Origin of the sequence: Paraburkholderia sediminicola (genome assembly GCF_046027825.1) — a bacterium.
Lineage (GTDB): Bacteria > Pseudomonadota > Gammaproteobacteria > Burkholderiales > Burkholderiaceae > Paraburkholderia > Paraburkholderia sediminicola_D.
The window spans coordinates 54471-68679 of record NZ_JAQQDU010000046.1 but is presented as its reverse complement, the minus strand read 5'-3'; the positions used below and the strand labels follow the sequence as shown (position 1 = coordinate 68679).

Below are 14209 nucleotides of genomic sequence, written 5' to 3'. Positions count from 1 at the left end.
GCTTCTCGGCCGCAGCAATCTCCTTATCGAGTTCGGCGACGTCCGGCTTGCGTTGCTCAATAAATGCTTGCGCGTTTTCGTGCGCGCGCCGCCGGCGCAGATCGTCGAGCGCGGTGGGGTCAAACTCGCTGGCCGCGATCGCCGCGTTACAGCGTTCGCGTTCGCCCTTGAGCCGACTGACCTCGGCTTGGGCCGCCGCGATCTGTTTCGAGAGAGCCTTTACTGGTTGCATGGATGGTCCCGGTGTCGGAGGTTGGTTGATTAGGCGGTCTCGCCGCGGGCGCGAGCACCAGCTGCGAGGATTCGATTGGCGACAGGGTTCGACGCGTCGCCCGGCGCAGTGCGGCCGGCCGCTTTCTCGCCAGCGGCGACGATCCGGGCGGCAAGCTCGCTAGCAGTCGGCGCGCGGGGCGACGTGCTGCCAGTCGGTTGGTCCGGATCCAGCCCCATGCGGCGCCCCCGTCCGTTGCCCGTCTGCGCTGCAGTGTCCCGGGCCCCTGCGTTGATTGCGGCGATGGCTTGCTCGGCTGTCATGTCCGTGTCGCACGCAAAAGCGCAGGCCGTATGGACCTGGCCAGCCTTGATGCCAGCCGCGAGGATCTGAGCAGCGCGGGCGCGCTCGGCCGCGATCGCCTCCTTGATACTCGACGGCTTCGAGGAGCCAGCAGATTGCGCTGGCGCGGTCGGTGCTGCCGGGCGAGAGGCTTGCGGGGCCAGCAGCGGTGCCGCAGCTGGCTTGCTGCTGAGTGTTCGGCTCACCGCAGCCGCTGCCCTTACCGGAAGCGCCTTCGCCTTCTCGCCAACGGTCTCAAGGCCGAGGTAGTGCGCCATCCCCATACCAATGGGTTTGTGCGGCGCCCCCGTGGGTCCTTGTGTTAAGGAGTCCTTTGCAGGCAAGCCAAGGAGGCTTCGAAGATCGATTTTCAAGTTGGTAGACCTCTTAGGGGAGGGAGCGAAGAGATTTGCGGAGGCGACCGACGTTGAACGTGCGCGGGTTCGGCGTCGCCGGTGCCGGGATGACGCCTTCCCGGATCCTCCGCGCAAGGGTGCGATTGCTGATGGAAAACAGCGCCGTCACGACTTCCGCTGGCACGCGAGCATCGTCTGGAAGGTCATTGAAAGCCTTGACGGCTTCTGGAATCTGCTTAGCTTGGCGGGTCATTGCGCGGCTCGCGGTGGCTTACGATGACCACACTATGCGCAATGCCTCGCGGATTATCACTGCGGATAATTCGTGCTATTTTCACGGAGTCCAGTGACACTGGGCGACCCGAAGCACAGCAGTTAAATAGGCGGAATTCCGCCACTGAGAGAGAGCCGGGGGACACGATGAACAGATCAAAACTGACGGCCGTCGTTGCACTTATCGCGCTAACCGCGGGGTGCGATCAGAAACCCGCAGCCGACAAGACAGGGCCGGAAATCGACGCGCTGAAGCAACAGGTCGCGGCTCTAAGCAGTCAGCTTCAGGCAGCGCAGCAAACAGCGGCTAATATAGCCGTACGCGTGTCCAGCCTTGAGTTGGATCAGATGTTCGATAGTGACACTGCTGCACATCTCGATCCCACGTCCAAGTCGTATGCAATAGCCAAGACTAACCTCGGTAATTTGCTAATTTCCGTCGACAATCTTGAGCCCTATGGTGATGGCTATAAGCTCAGGTTGTTGGTTGGGAATCCAAACATGGCCACTTACGACGGGGCAAAGCTGCAGGTTCAGTGGGCCGAAAAGCCCAGATGGGGAGAGCAAGGTTTCGACGGTCAGAAATGGAAGGCGTCGGTACAGTCGAAGGACGTCGATATTTCCAACGACTTGCTGCCAGGCGCTTGGAATCCGGTCGACATTGTGATTTCCCCTGCGACGGCCGCGCAGACAGGTTACATCACAGTTACGGCGACGCTGGACAAGTTGTATCTACGGCGCACCGTTCAGTAGCCAGGCGCCACAAGTCGTCCGTACTATTTTTCTGAAGCGTCCTCCGATTGGCGCGAACATCTAAGGCAGCATCGCATCCAGACATGATCCACGACACTTTCGCTCGACGCTTTCTCGAGCTTCAAGATCTTTTCATCAACATGCCATATCGCGCCTACGAGGACGGCTCTATCGGCCGTTACGTACCCAACGGTTTTTGGAGACAATGGGCAACGAGCACGGAGAGTCTCATACGCGCAGCATTTGGCGAGGCGTCGCCTCATTGCCGCAATTTCTCTGACCTGTACGCCAAAACAAATGAGGCTGAAGAGTCAGTTACGGCACTCCATGCGGTGTTCTGCGCTGCGAAAGACGATTTCGAAGGTGGGTATGTTTTCGATGTAGATCTGCGCGTATCCGGGGAGGTTTTCGGTGATTTCGTCGTGCTAGCTAGGCACTCGCTATCCGAAGGTCACAAGGATGTCGCGGCGGTCCTGGCGAGTGCTGCGCTCGAAGATGCATTGAAGCGATACGCTCTCACGCAGGGGTTAGACGTTGGTGACAAAACCATGCAGGACGTCGTGAATCTGCTGAAAGGCGCCGGTTTGGTCGGAGGAGCACAGAAAACGCTCTTGGACGCTATGCCAAAGCTTCGTAACGCAGCTTTGCACGCTCAGTGGGACAAGCTCACGGAACCCGATGTCAACAGCATCATCGGGTTCGTGGAGAGCTTCCTGCTGACCAAATTCAGCAGCTAGCCGCTACGCGATCGCAACCCCGAACAGCCGGATGATTCGGTCGCGATGCTCCGGAAACGCCTCATTTACCTCCGGAGGGCCGTCCGTACGCATACGCATCTCTTGGAGCGCTTTTGTCTTGTGATCGCGGAATGCCGCCCAAGCGTTAGTGGGGCTACTGTGGCACGCGGCGGCGCCCTCCAGCGCAGCAGCCTCTACCGTCGAACCGCGGACCACACAGTGCCTCAGCATAACCTTCGCGAGGTCGATGCCGGCACGCGCATCAGCGGTTGGGCGCCCGCGCCGCCCCCGCTTCACCCGGAACGCTGCCTCCAACGATTTGCCGTCGAGATATTCGGCTAGCGCATCGCGCACGAACGTGATCAGCTCGCGCGACGGCCCGTCGTTCGTGTAGGCGGCGGCGACAAACTGAGCCATCAACGCGCGCGCCTGATCAGGCGTTCCGCGATCGCTGCGCAATTCTCCAACCAGCCTGAAGGCCTCCAGATCCGTGAGAAGCCGCTCGACGGGCGGAAAGTGATATTCGTTGTCGTGTTTCACCATCTGTCCGTCTCGGATCTGAAATCTGCGTAGGCGCCAACGTACTCCCCAATTTTGGGGAGTGCTTCGAAATCAATGAGTTACCTAATTCCCCCTATTGGGGGAAAACTTCCACCTCCAGCGCGCTACCTCGTTTCGGGGTGGCGCACAGTTCCGCCCATTGCAAGGGTGCCCGGATTCAGGGCATCCAAAGATAATTCCTCACTTCTGAGGCATTAAACTCCTCGAGTCGCGAGCTAACGCCAGATCTGGCGTTAGCGTCCGGCAAGCATCGCGGTGATACTACCGAGCGCGGCACGTGAACGCTCGGACGATCCGTCGCCCCACGCCTTGGCGGCTTCGATGTCTCGCTCCATTGTCCGGGCACTCCAATAAGCATTCACCGTTGTCTCGATTTGGGCGCCTGCGATCGCGTTCCATACATCCTGCCTGTCCCGAGTCGCCACGAGCAGCCCGTCCTTCGTCATGCCACGCAAAGTGCGCGCAACGCTCTGCACGCTCCCGCCGATTCGCGAAGCGATGGTGGTCGCGGTGTAGGGCGGTGGGCCGTATTCGCCGTACTCAAATTCGCCGTGCTGCTCCAGCACATCGAGGATGGCGCGCTTTCGTTTGGTATCTCTCATACGTGTCTCGTAAATGTATCGCTCCGCGACGATACGTTTATGGTCTCCATCAACAGCGATCGACCACCGCACCAACAAAACTACCGGGATTCCGGTGGTTTTACGAAAAGGTCGTAAAACTGGAGGGTGCGGTCAAACGAGCCCCCCTTCGCCTTGCGATTGGCCGGGATTCCGGTTATCCACTCAAAGCGAAAACTCGCCGCAAAGGGGCGACTGCATAGGTCGACCCTTCCCAAACCCATCGCGCCGCCCCGTGATGGACAAGTCCGTTGCCCCCACCGCAAGGGCGGGGACAACCGCTGCGCGGTGCCGGACTTGACCACACTCGAAACTGACGCGCCGCTGCGCGGCTTGCCCAAATTTAAAATATGTTTCGACATTCAAAAACGTTGATATAGATGGCTACTCTAGAGGGTGCACGCCCGGCGTGTTAGAGATACCGCCAGAAACGTGCTCTATTGACACGATCGGCGTGTCAATAGCCGCGCTCCTAACACGATCGGCGTGTCAATCAGGGTGGGTGCAACACGCTCGGCGTGTTAAGCGTCGCGTTTTTTGTTGACACGCCTGCCGTGTTAGAGCGCGAAGATTTCGGTGAAAAAATGCCCCTATCGACAAACTTCAGGTATGGAAACGCCTGAAGGGAAACATCGAAATCATCGTGCACGTCAAGAGAAAAGAACGTCAGGGCGTACCAGCTTGCGCGATTCGGTCGGCGCCCCTTTACAGTCTCGAACAGAAAGCCGGCGGTAATCAGCTCGGCTCGCGCCTTGTCCAGCGTGTCCCGGGACTTCCAACCGCGTTTCTCGTGCATGTGCGCCCACGTACAGATCATTCGACCGTTGTCGTCACCGCGGTACTGCTCAAGCATATCCATCATCAGCTTTATTGCATGCGGGGATAGAGCGACATAGGCTGGACTCTGCAACACGGCCGCAGGCAGCGCGTAGAACCGCCCCGACGGCCGCTTCGATTTCGCACTCTTGAAACGCCGGTCACGGCTCATGCACGCTCCGGTGAGGAATCCTCAGCGTAATGCCTGCGCGAAGAAGCCGCCGCCTGTCCAGCGCTTGCCTGACGCGCTTTCAGCAAAGCGAGAAGCAGGGCGTCGGTGACGTTATTGGCGTCCTCCGGACAAATGTTGACCTCGGTATTCAAATCGCCGGCCGCATCGACCTCGATGGATACGAGAACGGAACGGCAATCGTCGAGCTCGCGCCGCGCCTGTTGCGTTACGCCTGTCTCTTCGACGTCCCCCTGCGTGTGCGCGCCGCTGAGGGTCCTCTCAATCTCTCCGGCAAGATCGCAGGCCAACCACAAATAATTGTCCTGAAGCAGGTCGTTAAGGTCTCTGAAGGACTTGCCGCCTCCCCCTGTGCAGGCGGCTAACAGAGCGTGCAGTTGCATCGATATCGTGTGAGCGCGCTCGAACGCATCGCCGTTAACTTTGAGATCGTTCATTGCGAGCGCCCCTCCACCTGCTTGATCAGGCTATCGATATGCTCCGAGATCTCGTCGATCTTGGCCATGATTTCGACACCGCCATCCTGACCGAGATATGCGGTGATCGAGCCGAGCTGGCGCACGGTCGCATCTCCACCTATGGACAGGCGCGCAACGGCGTGGCCAAGCTCGCCAAGATCGCTGAAGCGATCATCGGTGGCCGCGTTGAGTTCCTCGAGCATGCGGCGGATGCCATGGAGTTTTTTGGGAAGGTCGATCACGATTGCACCTCCAGCAGACGACGTGGCATCCGTTCGTGTCCGAGTCCTTCCGGCTGGGGCTCGCCATCGTCCCAACAGACGGAAGCGGAGCCATCCGCGTAGACCTTCACGACGGTACCGGCGCGGCCGGCATGGACGCTGCGGATTTGGTCTCCGATGCGAAGCGCGTCACCCTTGCTTTCGCTAGTTGATTGCACCTCGGCAGTGATCACCTGATGCGCAAGGCGCGTGAACAAACAATCAATCCTGTCAGTCTCGGCGTCGACGAGTTCTCGAGCAATGTGTGCGAGATCCTCGACTGCTGAGTCGACATCGCGCGCGAGTCTGCTGATCGATTCGAGCAAATATGAGACGCGGTCGAGCACACGCATGGTTTGATCGGCGGCGTCTCGCGCGATGCAAAACGGCTCGTTAGCACAATGGTCACGAGCAGACGGCTGATCGGCCCGCGCAATGTGTGCGATGCTGCACAACGCGGCGCCAGCGACGTCAAGCGCTTCGCCGACGGTGGGCGCGAGTGCTGCACCGCGCAGTGCATCAGCGACGATAGCGGTGAGGGAATTCGGGAGTAATGACAGCTTGAGATGAGCGGAGACAGCGGATCGCATGGCGACTCCTATTCGGGTTGGATTACCCGACCCCCGACGCCAATCGGGGTGGCCGGGCACAAGACGAGGTTGGCGTACCGGTGAATAGGAAACCGGCGAGCGCAAGCGCTCCCCCGTCAAGGCCCGACCATTGAAGGAGGCGCATGACGTGCGGACGAAAAAATACCGCCGGGCGGCGGTTGTCCGCCTATTCAGTTCTGGACGCCAATCCAGGATGCCTGTTGTCTCAGGCACGTAAAAAGTATACGCACCCGGGTGCCTATTCCGCAAGGTCTTTTTGGAGGGCTGCATCAAGCGCCTCGTGTCGACAGTTCGCGACCAGCCAAAGCCAACCCGCGCATTACCTCGGCGAGATGCTCCGGACGAATCGATACGCCGCTGCGTGAGGGTTGATAGTCGCCAGCCTCGTCGACGAACCAGACGCGCAAATCGATGTATGGGCGCCCCTTGAACGTCGTGTGCGTGATGCGCAATCTCTCGCGAGCGTTCTTCTGAAGGTCGAGCACTGGCACGTCACCGTGACGCAATTCGGCAGCGTTAATCATGCCGGCTCTCCCTGCAGAAGCTTGCGCAGCTCGCCGACGTTCCAGCGAGCGCGGCCGCCAATCTTGCGAGGCTTCGGGAAATCAGGGTTTCGGGCAGCGCGCACCCACACCGTCGAGACCGCGCAGTTGCACAGAGCAGCGACAACCGACGCGCCGACGCCGGCCGCCGCCGGCATCCTGTCGAATTTCTCGAGCGCTTTCGCGACGCGTTGCTCTTCCCGCTCCTTCGCTTCTTTTTTCTTTTGCTCGTCGCCTGCCGCGGCGGCTACGTGCTGCACGTTGACCGCACGCCGTTTGGTGGAAGTTTGATCCGGTTTCATTCGTATCGACTCGGTTACGTCCGGAATTGGACGGGTCGATACGGATTAAATAGCGCATTTTGCGATCAGACTATCCGCGTGCAAAGAATACGCACACGCTTGCCAGCAATACGAATACGCTTGCTTAGCACACGTATCAGGCGCTCCTAATTCAAGAGGCTTTTAAGATCCAATCGTAGACGGTTTGGAATGCCCGGTCCGAGCTGAGCTCGCAGCCAAGTGTCCGCGATAGCGCCAACGCCTCGGGAGCCAGCTCTATCGCGGCTTGCCTGGGAGACACCCAGCTTTTCTCGACATATTTTTCAATCACCCAATCACGGACTGGCTTGTAGCGTTGTGACTTTCCTTGTCCGCCGAGCGACGCGACGCCCCTGCGACGCTTGATCTCGTCTACTCGAGCGACCCAGCCTGATTCGGTGTAGCCCGCGAGGCCGGTCGCATACGCGAGGGAATCGCTGGCCCGAGCGACACACCTAATCGCATCGACGGCGCGGTCTTCTACGGTCAAGGTGACAGCATCGTCTATCTCTGCCAGCGCGTGCGCCGCCAATACCATGATCACCACTGGATCAAACAGGCCGTCGTCTTCTGACTTTCCTCGCAACTCAGCAAACGGCGCGGGAAGATCTTTCCAAGTGTCTGGTTCACTGAGGTAAGCAATCAGGCGTAGCGCCGGAGCCCCCGCCTCGGGGAAAAAGTGGTCGGCACCGACCTCAGCGAGCATACGGGCGTTCCCCTGCGCCTCCACATCGCATACAAAGGCGGAGAGTTCGTACACCTGCTCCAGACTTGCCGTTGCCTTGAAGCCGTGCGTTTGTGGCATGCAAAGCCTGATCGCATCGCGGGCCATATGACCGAGCCCCAGGCCATCGATCCTAGGGTCATCCTCGCGATCGCCCGCATCGAAAGTCACGTATTTGTACATTGTTCGCCCCTCACGCGCGCTTGTTCATCGGAACCACAGTTCCGCCCTTGATCGGCTTCGCAATAAACGCCGCCCAGTCGTTCATTATGCGCCGGCGCTTTTCGAGAACATCGCTGCGCCAATAGGCTGCCTCGGTCGCGTCGCCCTTCAAGTGAGCCAGCGCAACTTCTGCCAGCTCGCGCGGATAATTCGTGTGATCGCCAGCCCAGTCTCTAAACGTCGATCGGAAGCCGTGCGGCGTCGCCTCAAGCTTCTGCCTGCGCATGAACATCAGCAGAGTCATGTCGCTGAGCAGGCTTCCGCGGGCGCTTGCGAAAAGAAGATCTTCCGGCTCGCCCTTCGGAAGCGACTTAAGCAGCGTGATCGCGGCCGGCGACAACGGCACGCGGTGTTCCTTCTTCCCTTTCATCCGATCGGCGGGCACGATCCAGACTTTGCGTTGAAGATCGATCTCCTGCCGGCGAGCACCGCGGGCTTCTCCAGAGCGAGCGGCTGTCAGGATCAAAAACTCCAGGCAGCGCTCACCGATGCCATCAGTCGCGCGCAAAGTGGTCATGAAGCCGGCCATCTGGTCGAGAGGCAATGCTGGGTGATTGCGCACCTTCTTCGTTTTGCTCGGCTTGGACAGGAGCTTGTCCAGGTTGCCTCGCCACGCTGCCGGGTTAATGCCTTCCTCCCTGAAGCCTTTCACGCGCGCCCAATCAAGTACCGATTCAATCCGGCCACGCACACGTGTTGCCGTTTCGGTCTTGGTTGTCCAGATCGGCTCCAGGATTTCTACGACGTGCGAGCGGCTGACGTGACGGACCAGCAGTTTGCCGATTATGGGATGGGCGTACTCAGCGAGGGTGTTCGTCCACTGGTCGGCGTGTTTGGCATTACTCCATTCGGGCGCCTTGGCCTTGATAAAACGCCGCGCGGCTTCCTCAAAGGTCATCTCCATTGCCTGATCGGCGCGAAGCCTGCTGGCGGCTTCCTTCCGAGCAAGAACCGGGTCGACGCCGGCCTCGATCTCGTCGCGCTTTGCCTGAGCCCGTGCGTGCGCATCTTTCAACGAGACGGACGGGTATGCGCCCAGACCTATCTCGCGGCGCTTGCCGCCAACGATCGCGCGAAGCACCCAGGAGCGTGCGCCGTTCTCGGTGATCTGAAGCGCCAGACCTGCGACTTTGCCGACCGTATGGCGGCCGGGCACCGACAGACGCGACACGGCAAGCGGGCCAAGCTCCTTGGCGATTCTAGGCATACGCGGATCGAACTAGATGGCTCAAAGGCCCGTCAGGCGGGGCTCGGACGAGTTCGGCGGAGAAAGCGCAAAAATGTCTGGCGGAATGCATCAGAAGTGGCCTACCCACCAACCGACCCACCAAAGACTTTACGACTAAACCGGATTGAACACAATCGATCCGGACTGTTCCATTTTGGGATTTTGCCCCGTGAGCCTTGTGCAGCAAGGGTTTGGGCGATTGAACCGGACGGTTCAAGACTGTTTCGGAAGGGTGTCCTGGCGGAGAGACGGGGATTCGAACCCCGGATAGGTTATTAACCTATTCCACCAAACGCGGAAATCGATTTTGAATCATCGAATTAGATGGTCGCTGGCGTACCTTTGACGACCATACCCGCCGCTCTGGAAGCCTTTCTGGGCATGATTTGCAATCCGCCAAAGGTACGCCAAATCCCGACTTTTAGCCGCGATTGTCGCTCGGCACGCGCGGGTCGCTTTGCATCTTCCCGCGGAAGAAACTCGCCACCCCGAGCACTCCACCGATGGCGACCCACGCCTCGGGCGGGATGCTCGGCTGAGCGATGTTTGGCCACCAGCCGCGCAGCACCGGGATAATGAAGTACGCGCCAATCCAGGCGAACCCGAAACAGAACCCAACGAACGGCCGCCACGCATAGGTCGGCCAGTGGTCCGCCTTTGCCTCAACCTGGATCGTCTGATTGACCACTGCGGTGTTGGCCTGGTCGGCCGCAATCTCGGCTTTCTCGACGTCGGCGGCGATCTGTGCGAGCTGCGCCTGCTGATCGAGCACCGCCTTCTGGAATTGCAGCGAGAGATTCGGATCGGCCTGGATCGCGGCGAGCGCGGCGTCGGGTGCGGACTGCCCTGTAACCGTCTGGGCAATGCCAACTACCTTGCCGGCAATGTCTTCGGCTTTGGTGCCGCCGAGCCAGCCAGCGATCATCGGCGCGAACTGCGCCAGTGCCATTGCGATAGGGATAAGCGGCATCATGCTGCTCCTTTTGTGAGATTGTTGGCGATGCGTCGAGCCCAGCCTTTACCAAAATCCTGCCAGGTTTTGAGCGACGTGAAATAGGTTAGGCGCAGCGCGTTCCAGCGAAGCACAAAGCGGAGCGGGTCGACGGCCTGCACCGCGGCGATCGTTGCCGGCCCGAGCAATCCGTCGACCTTCGCGCCGGCGGCGCCCTGCATCCAAATCACCGGATGACCGCCGTTGTAGTTCGCATCGAAGATCTGGAACGCGACGCGCGCATCGAGCTCATCGAGCCGCAGCGGATCCCAGTACAGCTTTTTTGCAATTGCCTTCGCGGTGTCGCGCGGCATGTCTCTCATCGGCCCCGCGTAGCCCGCCGCGCGCGCGACGCGCGCTGTGGCGCCCCACATCGTTTCGCCGCCCGGGTCGGCTGGGTTGTTTGAATACCCGCCCTCGTTGCCGATCAATGCACCGAAGGCGTCGTCGAAGCTGGTCATTTGCTGAACCCCTTGGTTTGAAGGAACGCGTACGCCAGCGCGGCAAGCCCGAGCGACGTGATGCCGCCCAGCGTCCACTTGCCCAGCGTCGCGAATTGCTTATCGAGCCACTCAGTCAAGCCTTCCTTGAGTGCGTTTTTAACTTCGTCTTGCGACAGGCCTTCCACTGGCATGGCAAATCCCCGGTGATGGGCGACAGCCCAATAAAAAAACCGCCCGAAGGCGGTTGGCGTTGGTGTTAAGGCAGAATTTCCACGTTCGAATGTCGCTGCCCCTAAACAATAACTGGCGGCGCGGCCGTACAAGCGATGCCAAGGTAACAACTCAAGCGTCCGAATCGATCAACATCTTGGCGGAGGGCGAATAGCTCCGGATGCGACGCTATTGTGTTGGCGGCAAAAAGCGCTAGAGACGCATCGATTAGCGGCCCCAACCCATAGACGGTACGACGGATAGGGAACACGACAGTGATTCACTCCTCCGCAGGCAGCGCGCCAGCCTCAGCACAGACTTGCTACTGCCCCCGCTTATTCAATCAACCCGGTAACGACATGAAACGAATTAACTTCCGAGCCGCCTTGGCTGCATTTGTGCTACTCGCTCCTGCCTCTCACAGCGCTGACGCGCGAGTGCCGGCTGATTCGGAAACAAGTGGTCCCATACTGACGGCCGACAATACGCTCACGCCAATGCGCTTCGGCGCAACGGGAGATCGGTCGGCCGACGACACAGCCGCCTTGAACGCAATGTACGTGGCGGCACGAAAGACAACAGCCATCGTCTTCCTTCGCGGTGGACAATACCGGGTCACCGGCCAGATCGATGCGCGTGGCGTTCGTACAATCGGAGAAGGCGCAACGCTCAACTTTGAGCTCGACAGCTCGACCAGTCCGAATGCTTTTTTGTGGGGCGGTTCCAACACCTTTGTGACGCAAGTGAACTTCAGGCTTGCCAACAGCGGTGCGGCGACAATGCAGGGCGTACTAAATCCAGTCAACGATGTCCGTAACGAAAGGTTCTACGGCAACAGAGTGGAATGTGTAACGACGGACAAATCGAACCTCAAATCGAATATTTTCGGCGTATGGGTAACCGGGACGGGTGTCAATGGCCTTTACATAAACGACAACGAGTTCGAGAGTTGCACGTATGGCGTGCAGATCAACAGCCAGAACGGTATGCAACAGAACGTACGCACGAACCCACTGGGCAAGCCATCGTCGCATATCCACATTTCAGATAACACCTTCGTGGACGCGACGCTCGGCGTCAACACTCCGCACATACTCGTCTCGGACGTCGTGATCGCGGGCAACACAATCGAACCCAAGATCCTTCGGCTCGATCTTCCGCTCAACGTCGCACATGTCAGCCGTCTCGCGATCACCGGCAACACCGTGACATCGAACGCCTCGAGCGCGAATGGCACACTCCACGTCGAAGACGCGAGCGGCGCCGTTACGATCACCGGCAACGTGATCACGGTGAAGGGAAAGAATAACGGCATTCAAGTCGGCGTGAGGCCCAGCGTTAGCCATGACCAGGCACCGACAGGACGAGTAGTTATTTCGGGAAATCACGTGGAGGGGCCTGGCGGAAGCATCGCGGACACCGCCGGAATTATCATGCCGGACGGCAGTGGCACGATCGACACGACGGTATCAGGAAACTACATCGCCGACTTTGCGCAATGCGTGAACTCAGTCGAACGGTCCAATGTTAGTTGGAACACGCTTGTCCGATGCCCCGTGCCGGTAAAGAGCGTGAAAAGCCCGATGTACTCCAATATGATCAACGAATAGCGACTGCTCGGGCATCGCCGTACTGAAGCTCCCGTTGCGGCCGGATTGATTCCCCGCTGCGCCGGCGCAAAGATGCCGGCGTAGCGACCATCACCAATATGTACGTCATCCCTGATCCCGCAATAGGCTGAGAAAAGACCGCGGTGACAAGCAACGGGAAGCAAGCGACTACCTTGGGATTGACGAATTTTGAGCCGGGGCGCGCACCCGAAAGCAACGCAAGTTGAATCAAAAATCCAGGAAGCCCGATACCGGCAATCGCAGCGAGCAGGCACACTGAGTCGCCAAACGCCCTATCATTGAATAATCCTCTGCCAAGAGGATAGGTCCAGATAGAACCGACACCACGGCTGATAGCTTCCGAGCGATCCGTGATTGATGTCCCGTGACTATCGAGCTTGTCGGCAATGCCTACGGCCGGCATGAACAAAAGCGCAGTAACTGCAACGACCGTGAAGATACCCAATGCGGCAACTCGCAAAATATTGACTTTGCGGCGAGTGACGTACACGAGTCCTGCGGTGAGTGGCAACAGAACAAGGCCAAGCGTCGACAACGATGACATCGCCCCGGCAATCAGCCCAAATGTCATGAATTTTGACCGGCGCGTATAGCGCTCGTACGCGAAGCAGAATATGGAAACGGCCTGATAGATACCAGCTTCGCGAAAGAAATTCGAGTACCGATTCAGTTGAAGTTGGCCAGTCGTGTAGACGCTGTATAGCATCGAAAATGGAAAATAGACGCCGCCCGTTGTCATCCCCCCGCCCGTCACCGCGGTCTGCTCATACCCTTTCACCCTGATCGGAAAGAGGAACAGGTGATCGAGCCCAACGATGCTCGACAGAATCAGTGTCACGATACTCGACCAGCCGAGCAGCGCAACCACAGTCGCAAAAATCCTGAAGAAGGCCTTGTTCGCGCGCTCCTCCATGAGGAAGACCGCATAGCAAACGGTAACTACGATGCTTGATATGAAATCCTTGGCCACCAAAACGTCATCGCCAGCCTGCGCGATTCCGAGAGGTAATTCGTAGAGCCAGTAGATGATCACTAGACAAGTTACGAACAAAATATCCCGTCGACCTGAAGACAAGATCGTGCGCGGTGCGCGCCCCCGTGCGGCCAAGTATGCTCCAACGAGCACGACACTCAGTACCATCGCGACGGAGACATATTCCTGCCCGAGTGCAGCTGGGCGCATCAGGAATGCGTTTAGAACCAGTGCAACGCTGAACAGCGATACGAGTGAGATTCCTTTCATGCTTCAGCAAGGCGCTCCGGTGGCAAATATAGCTCGCCTAGTCTATTTGTAAACCCTAAACGGTCGCAAGCGGTCGGAAGGTGCAAGTATTGTCATAATCCGCCATTGTCAGGTCAAAAGCTTTTCGCTGTCGTTGTTCTTCCTATAATGCGACGGTCACTCCCTTAAGAGATCCTGCATGAAAGACGATGACGAACACCGTGTTTGGAAGGTTACTGACGCTGCGGAAGTCACGATCGGCGAAGTAGTTGCAGGCCTATTCGCGACATCAATACTCATCCTGATCGCGGTTGCAGCGGTTGCAGCGGCATCTTTCCTTCAGTTCGCATGGTTCGTGCGCAACGAAATGGGGACTTTCCTGCTGGTAGCTGGCGCCCCGAGCGGGCTGCTGTTGCTTGTGCAATTCCTGAGGCGCAAGGGTGTTCGGATGCCGCGCGTTTTCCGGCGATGACGTCGTGCAGGACACT

Annotated in this window: 21 protein-coding genes; 4 read left to right on the top strand and 17 right to left on the bottom strand. The window is 58.9% G+C overall.

Annotated features, from left to right (window positions below):
• The 3 genes from PQQ96_RS24075 to PQQ96_RS24065 all read right to left on the bottom strand — a co-directional run.
• Window positions 1-232, bottom strand: a 232-nt coding sequence (locus PQQ96_RS24075; RefSeq protein ID WP_408297340.1) for a hypothetical protein, incomplete at its 3' end; no start/stop codon positions are given.
• Window positions 233-261: 29 nt separating this feature from the next.
• On the bottom strand, window positions 262-759 hold the full coding sequence (locus tag PQQ96_RS24070) for a hypothetical protein (RefSeq protein WP_408297338.1): 498 nt from the start codon (window positions 757-759) through the stop codon (window positions 262-264).
• Window positions 760-940: 181 nt separating this feature from the next.
• Window positions 941-1162 carry a hypothetical protein gene (locus PQQ96_RS24065; RefSeq protein WP_408297336.1) on the bottom strand — a complete coding sequence of 74 codons (222 nt, stop codon included), beginning with the start codon at window positions 1160-1162 and terminating at the stop codon, window positions 941-943.
• A 167-nt stretch (window positions 1163-1329) separates the two neighbouring features.
• On the opposite strand from PQQ96_RS24065, the gene PQQ96_RS24060 reads away from it, so the two are divergent.
• Together PQQ96_RS24060 and PQQ96_RS24055 are read left to right on the top strand one after the other, a co-directional pair.
• Window positions 1330-1935 carry a DUF3251 domain-containing protein gene (locus PQQ96_RS24060; protein ID WP_408297334.1) on the top strand — a complete coding sequence of 202 codons (606 nt, stop codon included), beginning with the start codon at window positions 1330-1332 and terminating at the stop codon, window positions 1933-1935.
• 83 nt (window positions 1936-2018) lie between these two features.
• The gene (locus PQQ96_RS24055) at window positions 2019-2672 is read left to right on the top strand and encodes a DUF4145 domain-containing protein (RefSeq protein ID WP_408297332.1); all 654 of its coding nucleotides are present in this window, start codon (window positions 2019-2021) and stop codon (window positions 2670-2672) included.
• A 3-nt stretch (window positions 2673-2675) separates the two neighbouring features.
• On the opposite strand, the gene PQQ96_RS24050 is transcribed toward PQQ96_RS24055, so the two are convergent.
• The 13 genes from PQQ96_RS24050 to PQQ96_RS23990 form a co-directional block, all read right to left on the bottom strand.
• Window positions 2676-3215 carry a hypothetical protein gene (locus PQQ96_RS24050; RefSeq protein WP_408297330.1) on the bottom strand — a complete coding sequence of 180 codons (540 nt, stop codon included), beginning with the start codon at window positions 3213-3215 and terminating at the stop codon, window positions 2676-2678.
• A gap of 251 nt (window positions 3216-3466) precedes the next feature.
• Window positions 3467-3835 carry a hypothetical protein gene (locus tag PQQ96_RS24045; protein ID WP_408297328.1) on the bottom strand — a complete coding sequence of 123 codons (369 nt, stop codon included), beginning with the start codon at window positions 3833-3835 and terminating at the stop codon, window positions 3467-3469.
• A 511-nt stretch (window positions 3836-4346) separates the two neighbouring features.
• Window positions 4347-4841, bottom strand: a complete 495-nt coding sequence (locus PQQ96_RS24040; protein ID WP_408297326.1) for a hypothetical protein — start codon at window positions 4839-4841, stop codon at window positions 4347-4349.
• A complete protein-coding gene (locus PQQ96_RS24035) occupies window positions 4838-5296 on the bottom strand; it encodes a hypothetical protein (RefSeq protein WP_408297324.1) in 459 nt (152 codons plus the stop codon). The genes PQQ96_RS24040 and PQQ96_RS24035 overlap by 4 nt, the downstream gene beginning before the upstream one ends.
• The gene (locus PQQ96_RS24030) at window positions 5293-5559 is read right to left on the bottom strand and encodes a hypothetical protein (protein ID WP_408297322.1); all 267 of its coding nucleotides are present in this window, start codon (window positions 5557-5559) and stop codon (window positions 5293-5295) included. Before PQQ96_RS24030 ends, PQQ96_RS24035 begins: the two co-directional genes overlap by 4 nt.
• Window positions 5556-6167: a hypothetical protein gene (locus tag PQQ96_RS24025; protein WP_408297320.1), complete on the bottom strand. Its 612-nt coding sequence runs from the start codon at window positions 6165-6167 to the stop codon at window positions 5556-5558. Before PQQ96_RS24025 ends, PQQ96_RS24030 begins: the two co-directional genes overlap by 4 nt.
• A gap of 290 nt (window positions 6168-6457) precedes the next feature.
• Window positions 6458-6712: a transcriptional coactivator p15/PC4 family protein gene (locus PQQ96_RS24020; RefSeq protein ID WP_408297318.1), complete on the bottom strand. Its 255-nt coding sequence runs from the start codon at window positions 6710-6712 to the stop codon at window positions 6458-6460.
• A complete protein-coding gene (locus PQQ96_RS24015; RefSeq protein ID WP_408297316.1) occupies window positions 6709-7032 on the bottom strand; it encodes a helix-turn-helix transcriptional regulator in 324 nt (107 codons plus the stop codon). Before PQQ96_RS24015 ends, PQQ96_RS24020 begins: the two co-directional genes overlap by 4 nt.
• 151 nt (window positions 7033-7183) lie before the next feature.
• A complete protein-coding gene (locus PQQ96_RS24010) occupies window positions 7184-7957 on the bottom strand; it encodes a hypothetical protein (RefSeq protein WP_408297314.1) in 774 nt (257 codons plus the stop codon).
• 10 nt (window positions 7958-7967) lie between these two features.
• Window positions 7968-9203 (bottom strand): tyrosine-type recombinase/integrase, encoded by a 1236-nt coding sequence (locus PQQ96_RS24005; RefSeq protein WP_408297312.1) that lies wholly within the window; start codon window positions 9201-9203, stop codon window positions 7968-7970.
• 442 nt (window positions 9204-9645) lie between these two features.
• A complete protein-coding gene (locus tag PQQ96_RS24000; protein ID WP_408297310.1) occupies window positions 9646-10197 on the bottom strand; it encodes a 3TM-type holin in 552 nt (183 codons plus the stop codon).
• Window positions 10194-10676, bottom strand: coding sequence for a glycoside hydrolase family 108 protein (locus PQQ96_RS23995; RefSeq protein WP_408297308.1), 483 nt, complete (start codon window positions 10674-10676; stop codon window positions 10194-10196). Before PQQ96_RS23995 ends, PQQ96_RS24000 begins: the two co-directional genes overlap by 4 nt.
• Window positions 10673-10849: a hypothetical protein gene (locus PQQ96_RS23990; RefSeq protein WP_408297306.1), complete on the bottom strand. Its 177-nt coding sequence runs from the start codon at window positions 10847-10849 to the stop codon at window positions 10673-10675. Before PQQ96_RS23990 ends, PQQ96_RS23995 begins: the two co-directional genes overlap by 4 nt.
• Window positions 10850-11227: 378 nt before the next feature.
• On the opposite strand from PQQ96_RS23990, the gene PQQ96_RS23985 reads away from it, so the two are divergent.
• Window positions 11228-12478 (top strand): glycosyl hydrolase family 28-related protein, encoded by a 1251-nt coding sequence (locus PQQ96_RS23985; RefSeq protein ID WP_408297304.1) that lies wholly within the window; start codon window positions 11228-11230, stop codon window positions 12476-12478.
• On the opposite strand, the gene PQQ96_RS23980 is transcribed toward PQQ96_RS23985, so the two are convergent.
• A complete protein-coding gene (locus tag PQQ96_RS23980) occupies window positions 12468-13742 on the bottom strand; it encodes a hypothetical protein (RefSeq protein ID WP_408297302.1) in 1275 nt (424 codons plus the stop codon). The two genes, PQQ96_RS23985 and PQQ96_RS23980, sit on opposite strands and share 11 nt — an antisense overlap.
• A 178-nt stretch (window positions 13743-13920) precedes the next feature.
• Here PQQ96_RS23980 and PQQ96_RS23975 point away from each other — a divergent pair, with 178 nt between their 5' ends.
• The gene (locus PQQ96_RS23975; protein ID WP_408297300.1) at window positions 13921-14193 is read left to right on the top strand and encodes a hypothetical protein; all 273 of its coding nucleotides are present in this window, start codon (window positions 13921-13923) and stop codon (window positions 14191-14193) included.
• The last annotated feature ends 16 nt before the right edge of the window (window positions 14194-14209 follow it).